The sequence below is a fragment of the Roseateles puraquae genome (assembly GCF_002205845.1).
In the GTDB taxonomy this organism is placed as follows: domain Bacteria; phylum Pseudomonadota; class Gammaproteobacteria; order Burkholderiales; family Burkholderiaceae_C; genus Pelomonas; species Pelomonas puraquae.
Genome location: NZ_NISI01000005.1, coordinates 343,990 through 358,484 on the forward strand (window position 1 = coordinate 343,990; position 14,495 = coordinate 358,484).

10 protein-coding genes are annotated in these 14,495 nt (G+C 70.3%); 2 read left to right on the top strand and 8 right to left on the bottom strand.

From position 1 onward, the window contains the following. Positions 1-83: 83 nt before the first annotated feature. The 3 genes from CDO81_RS14095 to CDO81_RS14105 are packed head-to-tail and all read right to left on the bottom strand — an operon-like array spanning position 84 to position 6,966. Positions 84-3,974, bottom strand: a complete 3,891-nt coding sequence (locus CDO81_RS14095; protein WP_088483853.1) for a translocation/assembly module TamB domain-containing protein — start codon at positions 3,972-3,974, stop codon at positions 84-86. Further along, positions 3,971-5,779, bottom strand: a complete 1,809-nt coding sequence (locus CDO81_RS14100; RefSeq protein ID WP_088483854.1) for an autotransporter assembly complex protein TamA — start codon at positions 5,777-5,779, stop codon at positions 3,971-3,973. Before CDO81_RS14100 ends, CDO81_RS14095 begins: the two co-directional genes overlap by 4 nt. Beyond that, positions 5,776-6,966: a vWA domain-containing protein gene (locus CDO81_RS14105; protein ID WP_088483855.1), complete on the bottom strand. Its 1,191-nt coding sequence runs from the start codon at positions 6,964-6,966 to the stop codon at positions 5,776-5,778. The genes CDO81_RS14100 and CDO81_RS14105 overlap by 4 nt, the downstream gene beginning before the upstream one ends. Before the next feature lie 135 nt (positions 6,967-7,101). On the opposite strand from CDO81_RS14105, the gene CDO81_RS14110 reads away from it, so the two are divergent. Continuing rightward, positions 7,102-8,355: an EAL domain-containing protein gene (locus CDO81_RS14110; protein WP_088483856.1), complete on the top strand. Its 1,254-nt coding sequence runs from the start codon at positions 7,102-7,104 to the stop codon at positions 8,353-8,355. Here CDO81_RS14110 and CDO81_RS14115 read toward each other — a convergent pair. The 5 genes from CDO81_RS14115 to CDO81_RS14135 are packed head-to-tail and all read right to left on the bottom strand — an operon-like array spanning position 8,339 to position 13,667. After that, on the bottom strand, positions 8,339-9,988 hold the full coding sequence (locus CDO81_RS14115; RefSeq protein ID WP_088483857.1) for a M28 family metallopeptidase: 1,650 nt from the start codon (positions 9,986-9,988) through the stop codon (positions 8,339-8,341). The genes CDO81_RS14110 and CDO81_RS14115 overlap by 17 nt on opposite strands. A gap of 4 nt (positions 9,989-9,992) precedes the next feature. Continuing rightward, positions 9,993-11,996, bottom strand: a complete 2,004-nt coding sequence (locus CDO81_RS14120; protein WP_241517003.1) for a S9 family peptidase — start codon at positions 11,994-11,996, stop codon at positions 9,993-9,995. After that, positions 11,993-12,589: a GNAT family N-acetyltransferase gene (locus CDO81_RS14125; RefSeq protein WP_088483859.1), complete on the bottom strand. Its 597-nt coding sequence runs from the start codon at positions 12,587-12,589 to the stop codon at positions 11,993-11,995. The genes CDO81_RS14120 and CDO81_RS14125 overlap by 4 nt, the downstream gene beginning before the upstream one ends. Next, the gene (locus CDO81_RS14130; protein WP_088483860.1) at positions 12,586-12,813 is read right to left on the bottom strand and encodes a hypothetical protein; all 228 of its coding nucleotides are present in this window, start codon (positions 12,811-12,813) and stop codon (positions 12,586-12,588) included. The genes CDO81_RS14125 and CDO81_RS14130 overlap by 4 nt, the downstream gene beginning before the upstream one ends. After that, complete coding sequence (locus tag CDO81_RS14135) at positions 12,813-13,667, bottom strand: AAA family ATPase (RefSeq protein ID WP_088483861.1); 855 nt, start codon at positions 13,665-13,667, stop codon at positions 12,813-12,815. The genes CDO81_RS14130 and CDO81_RS14135 overlap by 1 nt, the downstream gene beginning before the upstream one ends. 100 nt (positions 13,668-13,767) lie before the next feature. Between CDO81_RS14135 and CDO81_RS14140 the strand changes: the two genes are divergently transcribed. Further along, the gene (locus CDO81_RS14140; RefSeq protein ID WP_088483862.1) at positions 13,768-14,412 is read left to right on the top strand and encodes a c-type cytochrome; all 645 of its coding nucleotides are present in this window, start codon (positions 13,768-13,770) and stop codon (positions 14,410-14,412) included. The last annotated feature ends 83 nt before the right edge of the window (positions 14,413-14,495 follow it).

The window sequence follows — 14,495 nt, forward strand, 5'->3', positions numbered from 1 at the left end:
GCTGCGCAATTCAATGTGGGGCTGTCCCGGGGGCGGGCCTGTCGGCGCCGGGGCGTGTCAGCTTGTAGGACGCCGGCCCGTCCTCAGTTCCACTTCCATTGCCAGATCAGGTCCAGCGCGTTGTCGTCGCCGCCCTGGGCGCGCAGCGTGAAGCGCTGGGCGATGCGGTAGATGAGCTGCCAGGAGCCGGTGGTGGCGTTCAGGCTGCGCTCGTAGCCTACGTACCAGCGCCGCGACAGCTGCTTGCCCAGGCGCACGATGGTGGCTCGGGTGTCGTCGTCGCTCTGGGCCAGCGAGAGTTCGTCCAGCCCGAGGTTGCGCAGCACCTTGCCGGTCGGGCCCTCGCCTTCACCGCTCAGCAGGGCCAGGGCGGCGCGCTGCAGCAGGGCGGTGTCGGTCCGGCCCAGGCCGTCGGGGCCGCGGCCGAGCAGCAGCCACGCGAGCTTGTCGGTGTCGGCCATCTCGGGCTCGGAGTAGAGGCTCACGCGCGGGGCGAGTGCGGTGCCGCCGACGCGCACGCCCACGCGCACGTCGAGGTTGGGGCGCACGGCCAGCATGTCCAGCGACGGGTTGTCGTAGGGGCCGGTGAAGGTGATGTCGCCGCGTTCGATGTCGAGCTTCTGGCCGTAGGCGGCGTACTGACCGCCGCCGGCTGCCAGCTTGCCGTTGACGCGCAGCGGCCCGTTGTTCTGCGTGACCTGCAACTGCCCGCGCAGCGTGGTGGCCAGGCCGCGGCCACGGACCTTGAAATCACGGCCGAAGTCCATGGCAAGGTTGACCTGCGTGTTGCGCACGGCTTTCGGGGGTGGTGGTGCGGTGGGTGCCGCGTCGGCCGGGCTGCGGGTGCCGCGCACCACGGTCACGTCGTCGGCCAGCGCTGGCGCATCGCTGCGGGTGAAGTCGAACAGGCCTTCGTCGGCGCTGAACTTGCCGTCGAGCTTGAGGCCCTTGGCATCGAGATCGAGCGTGGCGCCGCCGGAGGCCACAACGCGGCGGTCCACGCGGGACAGCACGCGCAGCTTGTCGGCGGTGATCTCCACATGCGCGGTGGGCTGGGCGCCGAGCTCGGCGCGGCCAGTGGCGCGCAGCCAGCCATCGCCACCGCGGGCCTGCAGGCGGGTCAGCTCGGCATGCTGGCCCTTGAGCTCGACCGTGAAGCGGCCTTCGGTCACGTCCACGCCATAGAGCAGATGGCGCAGTGCGAGGTCCTCGCCTTCGGCGCGGCCGGTGAGGTCAGGCGCGCCGAGGCGACCGCTGAGCTGCACGGTGGCCGAGGCACGGCCACCCACCCGCCAGCCCGCCGGCACCCAGCTGCCCCAGGTGGCAAGCTGCGCCACGTTGGCCTGCAGCACGCCTTCCACCGGCGTCTTGGCATCGGGCCACAGGCCGGTGGGGCGCAGGGTCAGCGCGCCGCCAAAGCTGCCCAGCTCGGCACCCGCCACCCCTTGCGCGAAGCGCCAGGTCCCGTCTTGCACGTTGAGGGCCAGGCGCAGGTCGGTCAGGCCCAGCGCGCGCTGCCCGAACTCGTCGGTCACACGCAGGTCGCCCGCCTGGCGCTCCAGCAGCAGCTCCGCGGTGAGGCGCTGGTCCAGCAGCAGCGAGGCGTGGCCCGTGACCCGCAGGTCGCCGCCCCAGCCGAAGTCGGGCTGCCAGCGGGCCAGCAGCGGGGCCACGGGCAGGTCTTCGAGCTGCAGTTCGGCCCGTGCTTCAGGCCGGTCGCCACCACGCCAGCTCAGGCGCTGCCAGCGCACGAAGGCGCCGCCCACTTCCGCACGGCCGGGCTGGGCCACCACCTGGGGGCCAGCGACGTCCCAGCGCAGGTCAACATCCCGGGTAGCCAGCAGGGCGGGGGTGTTGGGCCGAAGCGGCCCGATGTCCAGGCGGGCGAGGCGGCCGGTCCAGGCCTGGCCGTCCCAGCCGCCGCGGGCCTGCAGTTGGGCGTTCAGCGCCAGGTCTTGCGCGTCGCGCAGGATCTTGCCGCTCACCTGGGCCTTTGCCTCGTGGGCGCTGCGCCGGCCTTGCAGGTCGAGCCTGAGACTGGCGAGCTGGGCATCGGGGTCGCGCAGCTGGCTGGCTTCCAAGGTGAGCGCCACGGGGCTGTCGCCGTCGCTGCCGGGCAGTGGCAACTCCCAGCGCGCCTTGGCGCTGGCCAGGGTGCGGCCCTGCACCTTGACCTGGCTGACGGCTGCCCGGCCACTGCCGCCCGCCTGCCAGCCCTCGCGGTCGCCCCGCAGTTGGTAGCTGCTGTCCACCTCACCCTGGCCCGCCAGTGCCGGTTGACCGAGCACGGCCAGCAGCGGGTTCAGTTCGGCCAGCGAGCTGATCTTGAGCATGGCCTTGCCGTCGATGCTGTCGGGCCGGGCCTGGCCCGCGGTCTGCCAGCGGTTGTTGCCCAGGCGCCCTTCGAGGTCGAAGGCGGCGGGGTCGGTCGCGCGCTCGCGGCTGAGCTTGAGCCGGCCCTCCAGGGCCAGACCGGCGAGGGCCCCTGGGAGCAGGCGGGCGTAGACATTGCCCGTCACGGTGGCCGCGGTCTTGCCGCGCAGGGCGATGTCCGCGTCGGCATTGAGCCGTGTGGGGCCGGGCAGGCGCGCCCAGGCCGAGCCCGGCGCGCCGCGCCACAGCAGGTGCGGGTCGAACTGCCGCACCTGTGCCTTGAGCTGCGCGGAGCCGCCGGTGTCGACGGTGCCGCTGGCCTGCAGCGTGGCTTCGCCGCTGGCGAGCTGGGCGTCGGCAATCTGCCAGCGTGTGCCCTGGCCCTCGACCCGGGCCTTGATTCGCAGCGGGCGGGCTTCGATGGTGCCGGCGAGGTCGGCGCGCAGGCTGAGGGGGCCGGTCTTGCTGCCGGCGAGGGTGAGCGGTCCGTCCAGGCGTGCAGGCGTGGCGCGCGCATCGAGCGCCTCCGGGCGCAGTCCCTGCACGCGGGCTTCGAGTTGCCAGCGGCCCTCGGCGTCGCGCTGGCCTCGGCCCTGCACGCGGGCGCCGCCGGGCAGGTCGGCGTCCAGGGCGGTCAGGCGCAGGCTGTCGAGCTGCGTCGGTTTGCCAGCCACGGCCAGCACCAGGCGGCTGACGGGCAGGGCACCCTGGTCCCAGCGGCCGGCGGCGGTGTTGCGCAGCTCGGCCTGCAGCGTGGCCTCGGCATCGCGGGCAGGCGCCTTCAGCTCGGCGTTGCCGGTGAGGGCCGTGCGCGGCAGGCCGGGCATCAGGGCCGCCACATTGAGCTGCTCGGCCTGCAGCTTCAGCACGTTGACCGGCCAGGGCGCAAAGGGCTGCACCTCGCCGGCGGCCTTGAGCGTCTGGTGCGCGGCTTCGAGTTCGGCCTTGGCCTGCAGCCGGGCCAGCGGGCCGGTGACGGCGGCGATGGCGGTCCAGGGCAGGTCGGTGGCCTCGGTCTGCCGTACGGTGACGGTGGCATCGGTCTGCAGCGGCGCTGCGCTGTCGATGCGGGCCTTGCCCGACATCGTCAGGTGCTGCCAGCGTGCGGCCTTCAACTGGATCTGGTGGGTGCCGCGGCGGGGCAGGTCGAGCTGCGCCTCCAGGCCGAGCAGGGGCGGCTGGTCGGGTGCCCAGCTCAGCCGGGCGATGCGCAGGCTGCCGATCTGCACGCCCAGCGGCAGGCTCAGGTCAGGCGGCGGTTGCAGCGGCTCGTTGCTGCCCTGGCTGCGGACATTGAGCTCGTCGACGCTGAGCTCCTCGGCCAGCAGCAGGCCGCTGCTGGCGGTCAGGCCCAGGCCCTTCCAGCGCAGGCCACGCAGCTCGGCGCTGCCACCGGGCCAGGTGATGACGAGGCGCCGCGCGCTGAACTCGCCCATCAGCGAGCCTTGCGGTTCTTCGATCTGCACGCCGGGCAGGTGCGCCAGCAGCCAGGCCCCGCCCGACGGGCGATGCAGCAGCCAGGCCACGATGCCGGCCACCAGCACCACGATGGCCACCAGCCCGATCAGGCTGGCGCGCAGCACACGCAGGGAGCGCCTCATAGCGTGATGCCCACGGAGAAGTGCAGACGCCACTTGCCCGTCTCCTGCGCGCGGGCCGCGTCCACCCGCAGCGGGCCGACCGGGCTGCGCCAGCGCACGCCCACGCCGTAGCCCACCACGGGACGGTAGTCGGTCCAGCGCGAGGCGGCATTGCCCGCATCGACAAACGCCGCGCCCCAGAGGCTGGGCAGGCTCATCGTGAACGGCCGGGCGATCTCCAGGCTGCCGGTGGCCATCACGCGGCCACCCAGGGTCAGGCCATTGCGTTCCACGCCGAGGCTGCGGTAGGCATAACCGCGCACCGAGTCATCGCCGCCCGCGAGGAAGAGCAGCTTCTCGGGCACGCCGACGCGCTCGTGCGCGATCACCTGGGCCACTTCGGCACGGGCCGAGGCATACCAGCCACCGAGCGGCTTGTAGGCCCCGAGCTTGAACTGCATCCGGCCGAAGGGGCCGCTGTCATCGCTGCCGCCGCCCCGGGCATAGCCCAGACCTACGAGGGCCAGGGCCTGGTGGCCATCGGTGGGCAGCAGCGAGCTGTCGAGGCGGCGGCGAATCCACTGCTGGTTCACCGACACGGCCAGGTTGGTGTTCACCTCGCCGCCCACCGTCTCTCGCGCGCGCAGCAGCTCGACATAGCTCAGCCGCTCGTCGCGGGTCGATTCATACAGCCGGCCGAGCCGGATGCCGAGGTTGGTGGCGATGGTGTCGCCGGTGCGGTCCTGCTCGAACTGCAGCGAGGCCAGGTTGCGGTGCAGGTCAGGCTGGGGGTGGGAGCTGAGTTCCAACTCCGCGCCACGCAGGTCGCGGCTGAGCTGCAGCTTGCTGCGGGCGCGCACCGGCAGGTCGAAGGGCCGGCGGTGCAGGTGCTCCACGCTGACGCTCTGGCCGGTGTTGCTGTGATAGCCCACGGCGACGGTCGCCTGCTGCAGCGCCGACTCGGTCACCGTGACCTGCACGGGTGTCGTGCCATCCGCATCGACCGTCTCGGGCAGAAGTTGCACGCGCACGGCGTCGAAGAGCTGGGTCTTGGCCAGCCGCTCCTGGAACTCGGCCAGCTTCTGCTCGGTGTAGGCATCGCCCCGGCGGTAGCCGGTAAGACGCTCGATGGTTTCGCGGTCCTGGCGCTTGAGGCCCTCGATGCGCAGTTCGCCCAGGCGCGCGCGATTGCCGCTGGCCAGCACCAGTTGCAGGTCGGCCGTGTGGGCTTCGGCATCCACCCGGGCCGCGGTGTCGGCCCAGCGGGCGAGCGGGAAGCCCCCCGTGCGCGCGCGCAGCAGCAGGTCACTCTTGGCCGAGGCCCATTGCGATTGCGTGAAGGCGGCGCCCGGCTTGAGTGCCCAGCTGTTGCGCAGGCTCTCACGCTGGGCCCGGGCGTCGTCGTCGGCCAGGCCTTCGGTGAACTCGATCTTGGCTTCGCCCACACGCGTGCGCGGGCCCGGCGTGACGGTCAGCAGCAGGCGGGTGTCGTCGTCGGGGTCGCGAGAGACGTCGACCTTGGCGTTGAAGTAGCCCTCGGTCTCCAGCAGGGCCTCGGCCTGCGCCGGTGCCGCCGCGGCCAGGCGTGCCAGCTCCACGCGGCTGAGGGCGGCCTGGCTGGCGCGGTAGCGGGCGAGGTCGAGGTTCTCCTGCAGCAGGCTGCGCAGGGCGCTGTCGTCGACCCGGATGTCGAGGCTGTAGACCGCCGGGCCTTCGGCGGGCACCGCGGTCGCGGCCGCGGCGGCGGCGTCGGGCTTGGGCTCGGGGGCCCGGGTTGCACAGCCGCTCAGTACCGCCAGGAGCAGCAGGCCGATCAGACGGGTCATTTACTCAGCAGCCGCATCGCGCCTTCGAGGCCGGAGAGGGTCAGCGGGAACATGCGCTGCTGCATCAGCTGCTGGATCAGCGCGATGCTCTGCCGGTACTGCCAGACGCCTTGCGGCTCGGGGTTGATCCACGCATACCGCGGGAAGGCGTGGGTGAGGCGCTGCAGCCATTCGGCGCCGGCCTCGTCGTTGTTGTATTCGACGCTGCCGCCCGCCTGCAGGATCTCGTAGGGGCTCATCGTGGCGTCGCCCACGAAGATCAGCTTGTAGTCCTTGTTGTACTTGCGGATCAGGTCCCAGGTGTTGAGCTTCTCGGCGAAGCGGCGGCGGTTGTTCTTCCAGACGAAGTCGTAGACGCAGTTGTGGAAGTAATAGAACTCCAGGTGCTTGAACTCGCTCTTGGCGGCGCTGAAGAGTTCTTCCACGCGGTGCACGTGCTCGTCCATCGTGCCGCCCACGTCCATCAGCAGCAGCACCTTGACCTTGTTGTGGCGCTCGGGCTGCATGCGGATGTCCAGCAGCCCGGCATTGGCGGCGGTGCCGTGGATGGTGCCGTCGAGGTCGAGCTCCAGCTCCGAGCCCTCGCGGGCGAAGCGGCGCAGGCGGCGCAGCGCCACCTTGATGTTGCGGGTGCCGAGCTCCAGCGTGTCGTCGTAGTCGCGGTAGGCGCGCTGCTCCCACACCTTGACGGCGCTCTTGTTGCCGCCCTTGCCGCCGATGCGCACCCCTTGCGGGTTGTAGCCACTGTTACCGAAGGGGCTGGTGCCGCCGGTGCCGATCCAGCGGTTGCCACCCTCGTGGCGCTCCTTCTGCTCCTCGAAGCGCTTCTTCAGCGTCTCCATGAGCTCGTCCCAGCCCATCTTCTCGATGGCGGCCTTCTGCTCGGGCGTGAGCTCGAGTTCCAAGGTCTTGCGCAACCACTCCAGCGGCACCTCGGCGGTGAAGTCGGTGAGCATCTCCACGCCCTTGAAGTAGGCGGCGAAGGCGCGGTCGAACTTGTCGTACTGGGTCTCGTCCTTGACGAGGCTGGTGCGGGCGAGGTGATAGAAGTCGTCGATGCTGGCGACACCACCGTGGTCCGGGCCGCCGATGACGCCGGCCTGCAGGGCCTCCAGCAGGGTCAGGTACTCGGGCACCGTCACCTTGAGCTTGGCAGCGCGCAGCGTGTAGAAGAACTGGATCAGCATGGCGGTCGTGGGGGTCGAAATCCATTATGCAGTGCGATATTCCCGCGACTTTGTAAGCGCCGTGGCTAGCATGGGATTCATGTCGTTCGTGCAGGAGCACCTTTGAACGCTGCGACGCCGCCTGATGCCGATCCCATGCTCGTGCACCTTGCCCAGACCCTGGTGCAGGAGGGCGGTCGTTGGCGGGCTCGGCAGGGCGGTTGGCTGCTGGACAGCCATTTCCAGCCGGTGTTCAGCTTCCCGCATCGCCGCGCCGTGGGCTACGAAGCCCTGCTGCGCGTGACGGCGGCGGATGGGCATGCCGTGTCGCCGCTGCACTTCTTCGAGCAGCTGGAGAGCTTCGAGGCCCAATGGGCGGCGGACCGGCTGTGCCGGCTGCTGCATGTCAACAACTTCGTGCACCAGGCGGGCGACATCGGCTGGCTGTTCCTGAACATCCACCCGGCCGTGTTCGTGCACGGCGCGATGCAGACCCAGGCGCTGGATGCCTCGGTGCGCACCGTGCAGGCGCTGGGCCTGCCCATGCACCGCCTGGTGCTGGAGGTCACCGAGGACGTCATGGCCCAGGAGACCGACTTCCAGCAGGCCGTGGCGGCGGTGCGCGAGACGGGTTGCCTGCTGGCCTTGGACGACTTTGGCGCGGGTCATTCCAATTTCGACCGCATCTGGCACATCCACCCTGAGATCGTGAAGCTCGATCGCAGCCTGCTGCGCCGGGCGTGCGGCTCGCCGCGGATCGCGCGGGTGCTGGCGCAGATGGTGTCGCTGCTGCACGAATGCGGCTCGCTGGTGTTGCTGGAAGGCGTGGAAACACGCGACGAGGCGCTGCTGGCACTCGACGTGGATGTGGACCTGGTGCAGGGCTTCGTGTTCGGGCGGCCGGTGCCGGGCACGCTCGGGCCGACCGGGGCTTCGCAGGAGATCGACGAGATCTGGTCACTGCTGGATCAGCGCCATGCGGCGGGCCGGGCGGAACTCGGCGCACGCGTGGACCCCTACCGCAGCGCGTTGAAGGCGGCGCAGGCCGTGTTGCCCACGCTGGGGCTGGCGCAGGCCTGTGCGCCGCTGCTGGCCCTGCCCGGGGTGCAGGCGGTGTTCGCGCTGGACGACCAGGGGCGGCATGTGGCGGAGCAGCTGCTTCCGCAGTCGCCCGGGCTCGTCGACGCCGATCCTCGCTTCGAGCCGCTGGGCTTGCCGTCGGAGGCCCGCTGGGCGCGCCGGCCCTACTTCCGCCGCGCGCTCGATGAGCCCGGCGTGGTGCAGATGACGCGCCCCTATCTCAGCCTGCATGGGCCGCGCATGTGCGTGACCCTGTCGGTGGCGGTGCCGGTGGCCGGCCGTCTGCAGGTGCTGTGCGTGGACATCGACTGGGTCAGCGACCCCGCCTGAACAGCTCGCCGAAGAAGTCGCCCGGCAGCCACCGGGGCGCCTCGGCCTGCGTCGCCAGGGCCTGCATCAGCCCGATGTGCAGCTGCGCATACCGCTGCATGGCCGCTGCGTGGAAGGGCTGGCCGAGGTCGTCGCCCGGCTGGTGGTAGCGCAGGCGCCGGAAGTCGCGCATCAGCGCGGCACCATCTTCCTGCGGGTTGAACGAGCCGACGCCCGGCCCCAGGATCACCGCCGGAATGCCGCGGCGCACGAAGCTGTATTGGTCGGACCTTGTGAAGCGCGCCTGCTCGGGCTGCGGGTCGGCGGCCATCTTCAAGCCCATGTCGCCGGCCACCCGGGCGACCGTCGCGCCGAGCGTGGAATGGTCGCCCCCGAGGGCCACGACCTCGTTGAAGTCGTGCAGCAGGATGGGCATGTCGATGTTGACCGCCGCCATCAACTGGGCCGCCGGCAGCGGCGGCTGGGCCGCCAGCATCGACGAGCCCAACTGGCCCTGTTCCTCGCCGGTCAGTGCCGCGATGAGGATGGACCGGTCGAGACCGCCAGGGGCCTGGGCGAGCTGCGTGGCTGTCTCCAGCAGCGTGGCCATGCCGAGGGCGTTGTCCATCGCGCCGGGGTAGATGACCTCACCCTGCGGCCCGGACTTGCGGCCCAGGTGGTCGAGGTGGGCGGTGAGCAGCAGCACCTCATGCCGGCGTTCGGGATGACGCCCAGGCAGCAGGCCCACCACGTTGGCACTGCGGGTGTCGCCATGCAGGCTGTCGCGTGCCATCTCGGCGGTGAGGCCGAGCTCGCCGCGCGGCACCGGCCTGCCGGCTTCGGCGTCGGCCACCAGCTGGCGGTAGTCGCGGCCCAGGGCAGCCAGCAGGGCGGGGGCCCGCTGCAGGCTCAGGCTCGCCCAGCCGCGCAGCGGCAGGTTGTCCTGGCCGCCCTGGCCGTCAGCGTCGCGCCAGTCCATGGCCGTGCTGCCGGCGTACTGGCGGGCGAGGTGAAAGGGCGACACCCGTTCGCTGCGCGGCGTGGCCAGCGAGATCATGCCTACGGCGCCCAGCTCCGCGGCCAGCGCGGCCTTGGTCAGGCGGCTGGCGTAGTGCGCGCCTTCTTCGGAAGGCAGTTGCAGCGGCCGGCCGCTGAGCACGACGACGATGCGGCCCTTGACGTCGAGGCCGGCGTAGTCGTCCAGGCCGAAGGCCGGCGCGCGGATGCCGAAGCCTGCGAACACCAGGGGCGCCGTCACCTCGCTGTGGGTGGCCGCGAGGTCAGGCCGGGTGCTGAAGTCGTCGAGATAGGTCAGCGTCTCGGCCGTGGCGCCGCGCCACAGGCGCAGCACGGGCGGCGTGCTGGCAAGCTTCGCGGTCTTCAGCAGCACCGGCTGAGCGAAGCTGCCCTCGGCGCCGAGCGGCTGCAGGCCCAGGCGCGCGAAGTGGCTGGCGACATAGGCCGCGGCGATGTCGAAGCCGCGCGAGCCGGTTTCACGGCCTTCCAGCAGCGGGCTGGCCAGGAAGCGCAGATGCGCCTGCAGCGCCGCGAGGCTGGCACGCGCAGGCGATGCGCTCTGTGCGAAGGCGGGCCAGGCCGCCAGCCCTGCCGCGGCACCGCCCGCGCGGGCGAGCCACTGTCGACGGGTGCTCATCAGCTCATCGGCCTTTCTTCTTCGCGCCCGACCCGTGCTGGGCCAGCCACGCAAAGAACTCGCCGTACCACAGCCGGCTGTTGCGCGGCTTGAGCACCCAGTGGTTTTCGTCCGGGAACCACACCAGGCGCGCCGGCACGCCGAGCGACTTCAGCGTGTTGTAGTAGGCCAGGCCCTGGGCATCCGGCACGCGGTAGTCGAGCTGGCCGTGGATGACCAGGGTCGGCGTCTTGAAGTGGGCTGCGAAGCTGATGGGGCTTTGCGCCGCCACGCGGGCAGGGTCTTCCCAGTAGGCCGCGCCCAGCTCCTTGCGGTGCCAGTTGTAGGCGTCGTCGGCGTACATGGCCTGCCAGTCGAAGCAGCCGGCGTGGCAGACGTAGGCCTGGTAGCGGCCTGGCGCGACATGGCCGTTCATCCACGCGACCATGTAGCCGCCGTAGCTGCCACCGGTGGCGACGATGCGCTTGGCGTCGACCCAGCGCTTCTTGAGCAGCCAGTCGGTGCCGGCCTCGATGTCCTGCAGTTCGTACTCGGCCCAATGGCCGGTGATGCTGTCCAGGAACTCATGGCCGAAGCTCGACGACCCGTGGTAGTTCACGCAGGCCACGACATAGCCCTGGGCTGCGAAGGCCTGGTGGTTCCAGCGCCAGTGCCAGCTGTCGCCGAAGGCGGTGTGCGGGCCGCCGTGGATGACGTGCATGACCGGCCATTTCTTCTTGGGGTCGAAATCGGGCGGGTAGATCAGCCACATCTGCACGTCATCGCCGCGGGCGCCGGTGATCGTGACTTCCTCATGCCGGCCGAAGCGGTGGGCCGCCAGGCGCTCGTCATTCAGGGCCTCGATGCGGCGCACGCCGTCGTCGCTGAGCACCGACAGGCGCGGCGGGAACTGCACGCTGTCGTGGTTGACCACGACGAAATCGGCCGCCACCGAGAAGCTGCCCACATGACCACCCTGGAAGATGGGCTCGGCCACCCGGTCGCCCAGCATGAACTGCCACAGGTGGCGGCAGCCGCGGTCCTCGGCGGCGAAGAGGACGGTCTGGTCGTCGGCCGTCCAGCGCAGCGGGGCGCTGACTTCGTGGTCCCAGTCCTCGCTGAACACGGCCCAGTGGCCGCTCTGGTCGAGCACGGCCAGCCGGTTGGGCTGGTTGTGGCCCTGCGCCTGGTGACCGGCCAGGAAGGCCAGATGGTGGCCGCCGTGGCTGTAGCGCGGCGCGGTGAAGTCCCAGTCGGCGTCCTGCAGCAGGGTCTGCACGCGGCGGGTCTTCACGTCGACCTCGGCCAGCGCATAGCAGGCACCGAGCTGCTTCTCGGTGCCGGGGTCGAAGGCGAAGGCGATGCGCCGGCCGTCGGGCGAGATGTCGTAGCTGTTCGCGTCCGGCTCGGCGCGGCTCAGTTCCCAGGCGGTGCCTTCGAACAGGTCGCGGCTCTTGCCCGTGGCGACGTCCAGCACATGCAGGTGCGGCACGCGGCCCATCGGGATGTGGTGGTCCCAGAAGCGGTAGACGGCCTCGTCGGTCACGTAGGCGCTTTCCTTGCGGGCCTTGAACTCGCGCAAGGCGTCCGCCTGGGCGGCGGCCTTGCGGTCCGGCCAGACCCAGGAGACGAAGGCAATGTGGCGGCCGTCCGGGAACCACTTGAACGATTCCACACCGGTGGCCACCGGCCCGACGCGCCGGGCCTCGCCACCATCGGGCGCGATGACGTAGAGCTGGGTCTCCTCGTCGCGCGTGCCGCCCTGCTCGCGGCGGGCGGTGAAGGCGATCAGGTCTCCGCGCGGGCTCCACTGCGGCTGGCCGTCCTTCTCGCCGGCTTCGGTCAGCCGGCGCGGTTCGCCGCCCAGCGTCGAGAACAGCCACAGGCTGCTCTGCGCCTTGTTGCTGTCCATCGAGTAGCGGGTGACGCTCGCCACGGCCTGGGCGCCATCGGGGCTGAGGCTGGGTTCGGCGATGCGGTCCAGGGCCCACAGGGCCTCCACATCGAACGCCCTGTTGGTGTTTTTCATGCGCGGGGTCGGGTCAGTTGCCATTGGAGATGCGCCTTCACCTCGGGCCATTCGCCGGCGGTGAGGCTGTACATGACGGTGTCGCGCACCGTGCCGTCGCGGCGGGCGGCATGGTGGCGCAGCACGCCGTCGCGTCGCGCGCCGAGGCGCTCGATGGCGCGCTGCGAAGCGTGGTTGAAGTTGTCGGTGCGCCAGCCCACAAGGGCCGCGCCCAGCGTGTCGAAGGCATGCGAGAGCAGCAGCAGCTTGGCCGTGGTGTTGACCGCGGTGCGCTGCACGCGCCGGGCGTACCAGGTGTAGCCGATCTCCAGCCGCTCGATGGCCGGCACGATGTCGTGATAGCTCGTCGAGCCCAGCACCTCGCCGCTGGCGGCGTCCAGTACCGCGAAGGGCAGGCGATGGCCCGCGGCCTGGCCGGCCAGTGCGGTCTGCACATAGGCTTCGGTTTCGTCGGGCGCGGGCACGCTGGTGAAGTGCAGGTTCCACAACTCGCCATCGGCCGCCGCGGCGGCCAGGCCCGGCACGTGCGCCAGCGTCAGCGGCTCAAGCCGGATCGGGCCGGCCACCAGCGACACGGGCTGCACCGGCTTCATGCCTTGTCCTTGAGCATCAGCCGGCGTGCCACGGCGCGGCCCACGCCGCAGCCGGCCACGATCAGCAGCAGGCCGATGATCTGCCGGGCGTTCCACTCGGGGCTGGCGATGAAGTCGATCCCGAACTGGCGGCCCAGCCACCAGCCGGCCAATGCACCGGCGACGAAGCCGATGGCATCGGCCAGGCCTTCGCGCATTGCGCGGTCGAAGTCAGGCTGCGACATCAGCGGTTGTTGCGTTGCATGAACACGAGCTTCTCGAACAGGGTCAGGTCCTGCTCGTTCTTCAGCAGGGCGCCCACCAGCGGCGGGATGCTGACCTTCTCGTCCTTGGCCTGCAGCGCCTCCACGGGCACGTCTTCCGCCACCAGCAGCTTGAGCCAGTCGATCAGCTCCGAGGTGCTGGGCTTCTTCTTGAGGCCCGGCAGGTTGCGCACGTCATAGAAGTTCTTGAGCGCGGCGGCCAGCAGGTCCTTCTTGAGCGTCGGGAAATGCACGTCGACGATCTTCTGCATCGTCTCGGCATCGGGGAACTTGATGTAGTGGAAGAAGCAGCGGCGCAGGAAGGCGTCGGGCAGCTCCTTCTCGTTGTTGGACGTGATGAACACCAGCGGCCGGTGCTTGGCCTTCACCAGCTGGCGGGTCTCGTACACATAGAACTCCATGCGGTCGATCTCGCGCAGCAGGTCGTTCGGGAACTCGATGTCGGCCTTGTCGATCTCGTCGATCAGCAGCACGACCGGCTCCTCCGCCTCGAAGGCCTGCCACAGCACGCCCTTGACGATGTAGTTCTCGACATGCCGCACCCGGTCGCTGCCCTCGATGCCGGCGAGCTGGCTGTCGCGCAGCCGGCTCACCGCGTCGTACTCGTACAGACCCTGCTGGGCCTTGGTGGTGCTCTTGATGTGCCACTGCAGCAGGGGCCGGCCCAGGGCCGCGGCGACTTCCTCGGCGAGCATGGTCTTGCCCGTGCCGGGCTCGCCCTTGATGAGCAATGGCCGCTGCAGCGTGGCGGCGGCATTGACCGCCAGCATCAGGTCGGCGGTGGCGACGTAGTGGTCGGAACCTTGGAATTTCATGGGGAAAACCGGGACGAAACCGGTGCTGGAAGGGGGCCGGACCAGTATAGGAGGCCTCCTATAATCGCGGCCGCTCCAAGCCACGACACCCCCTGGGACCATGAAGAAACTGCTGCAGATCTCGCTCGCCCTGGCCACTGCCTTCGGTGCCATTACCGTTCAGGCCCAGGATGTGAAGGCGGGCGAAAAGAAGATCGCCATGTGCATCGGCTGCCACGGCATCCCGGGCTATCAGGCGAGCTTCCCCGAAGTCCACAAGGTGCCCATGATCGCGGGCCAGAACGCCAAGTACATCGTGTCGGCCCTGCAGGCCTACGCCAAGGGCGACCGCAAGCACCCGACGATGCGCGGCATCGCCACCTCGCTGTCCGAGCAAGACATGAACGACGTGGCCGCCTTCTATGAGCAGCAGGCCAAGCTGCCCGCCGTGCCCGAAGCCATTCCGGCCGCGCCCGCCAACGTGGCTGAACTGCTGACCAAGGGCGCCTGCGTGTCCTGCCACGGCGCCAACTTCAGCAAGCCCATCGACCCGAGCTACCCCAAGCTCGCCGGCCAGCATGCCGACTACCTCACCGTGGCGCTGAAGGCCTACAAGACCGAGAAGAACAACAACGTCGGCCGCAGCAATGGCGTGATGGCGGGCCAGGTCAAGCAGTTCAGCAATGCCGAACTGAAGGCCATCGCCAGCTACATCGGCTCGCTGCCGACCGAACTGGCCACCGTGCCGCAAGGCAAGTTCCGCTGAGGCCTGCGCGCCCCTGCTGACAGAGCCGCCCGCTGGGCGGCTTTTCTTTTTTTGCAAGTGGTGCGTGGCTGTGCATTGCTGCA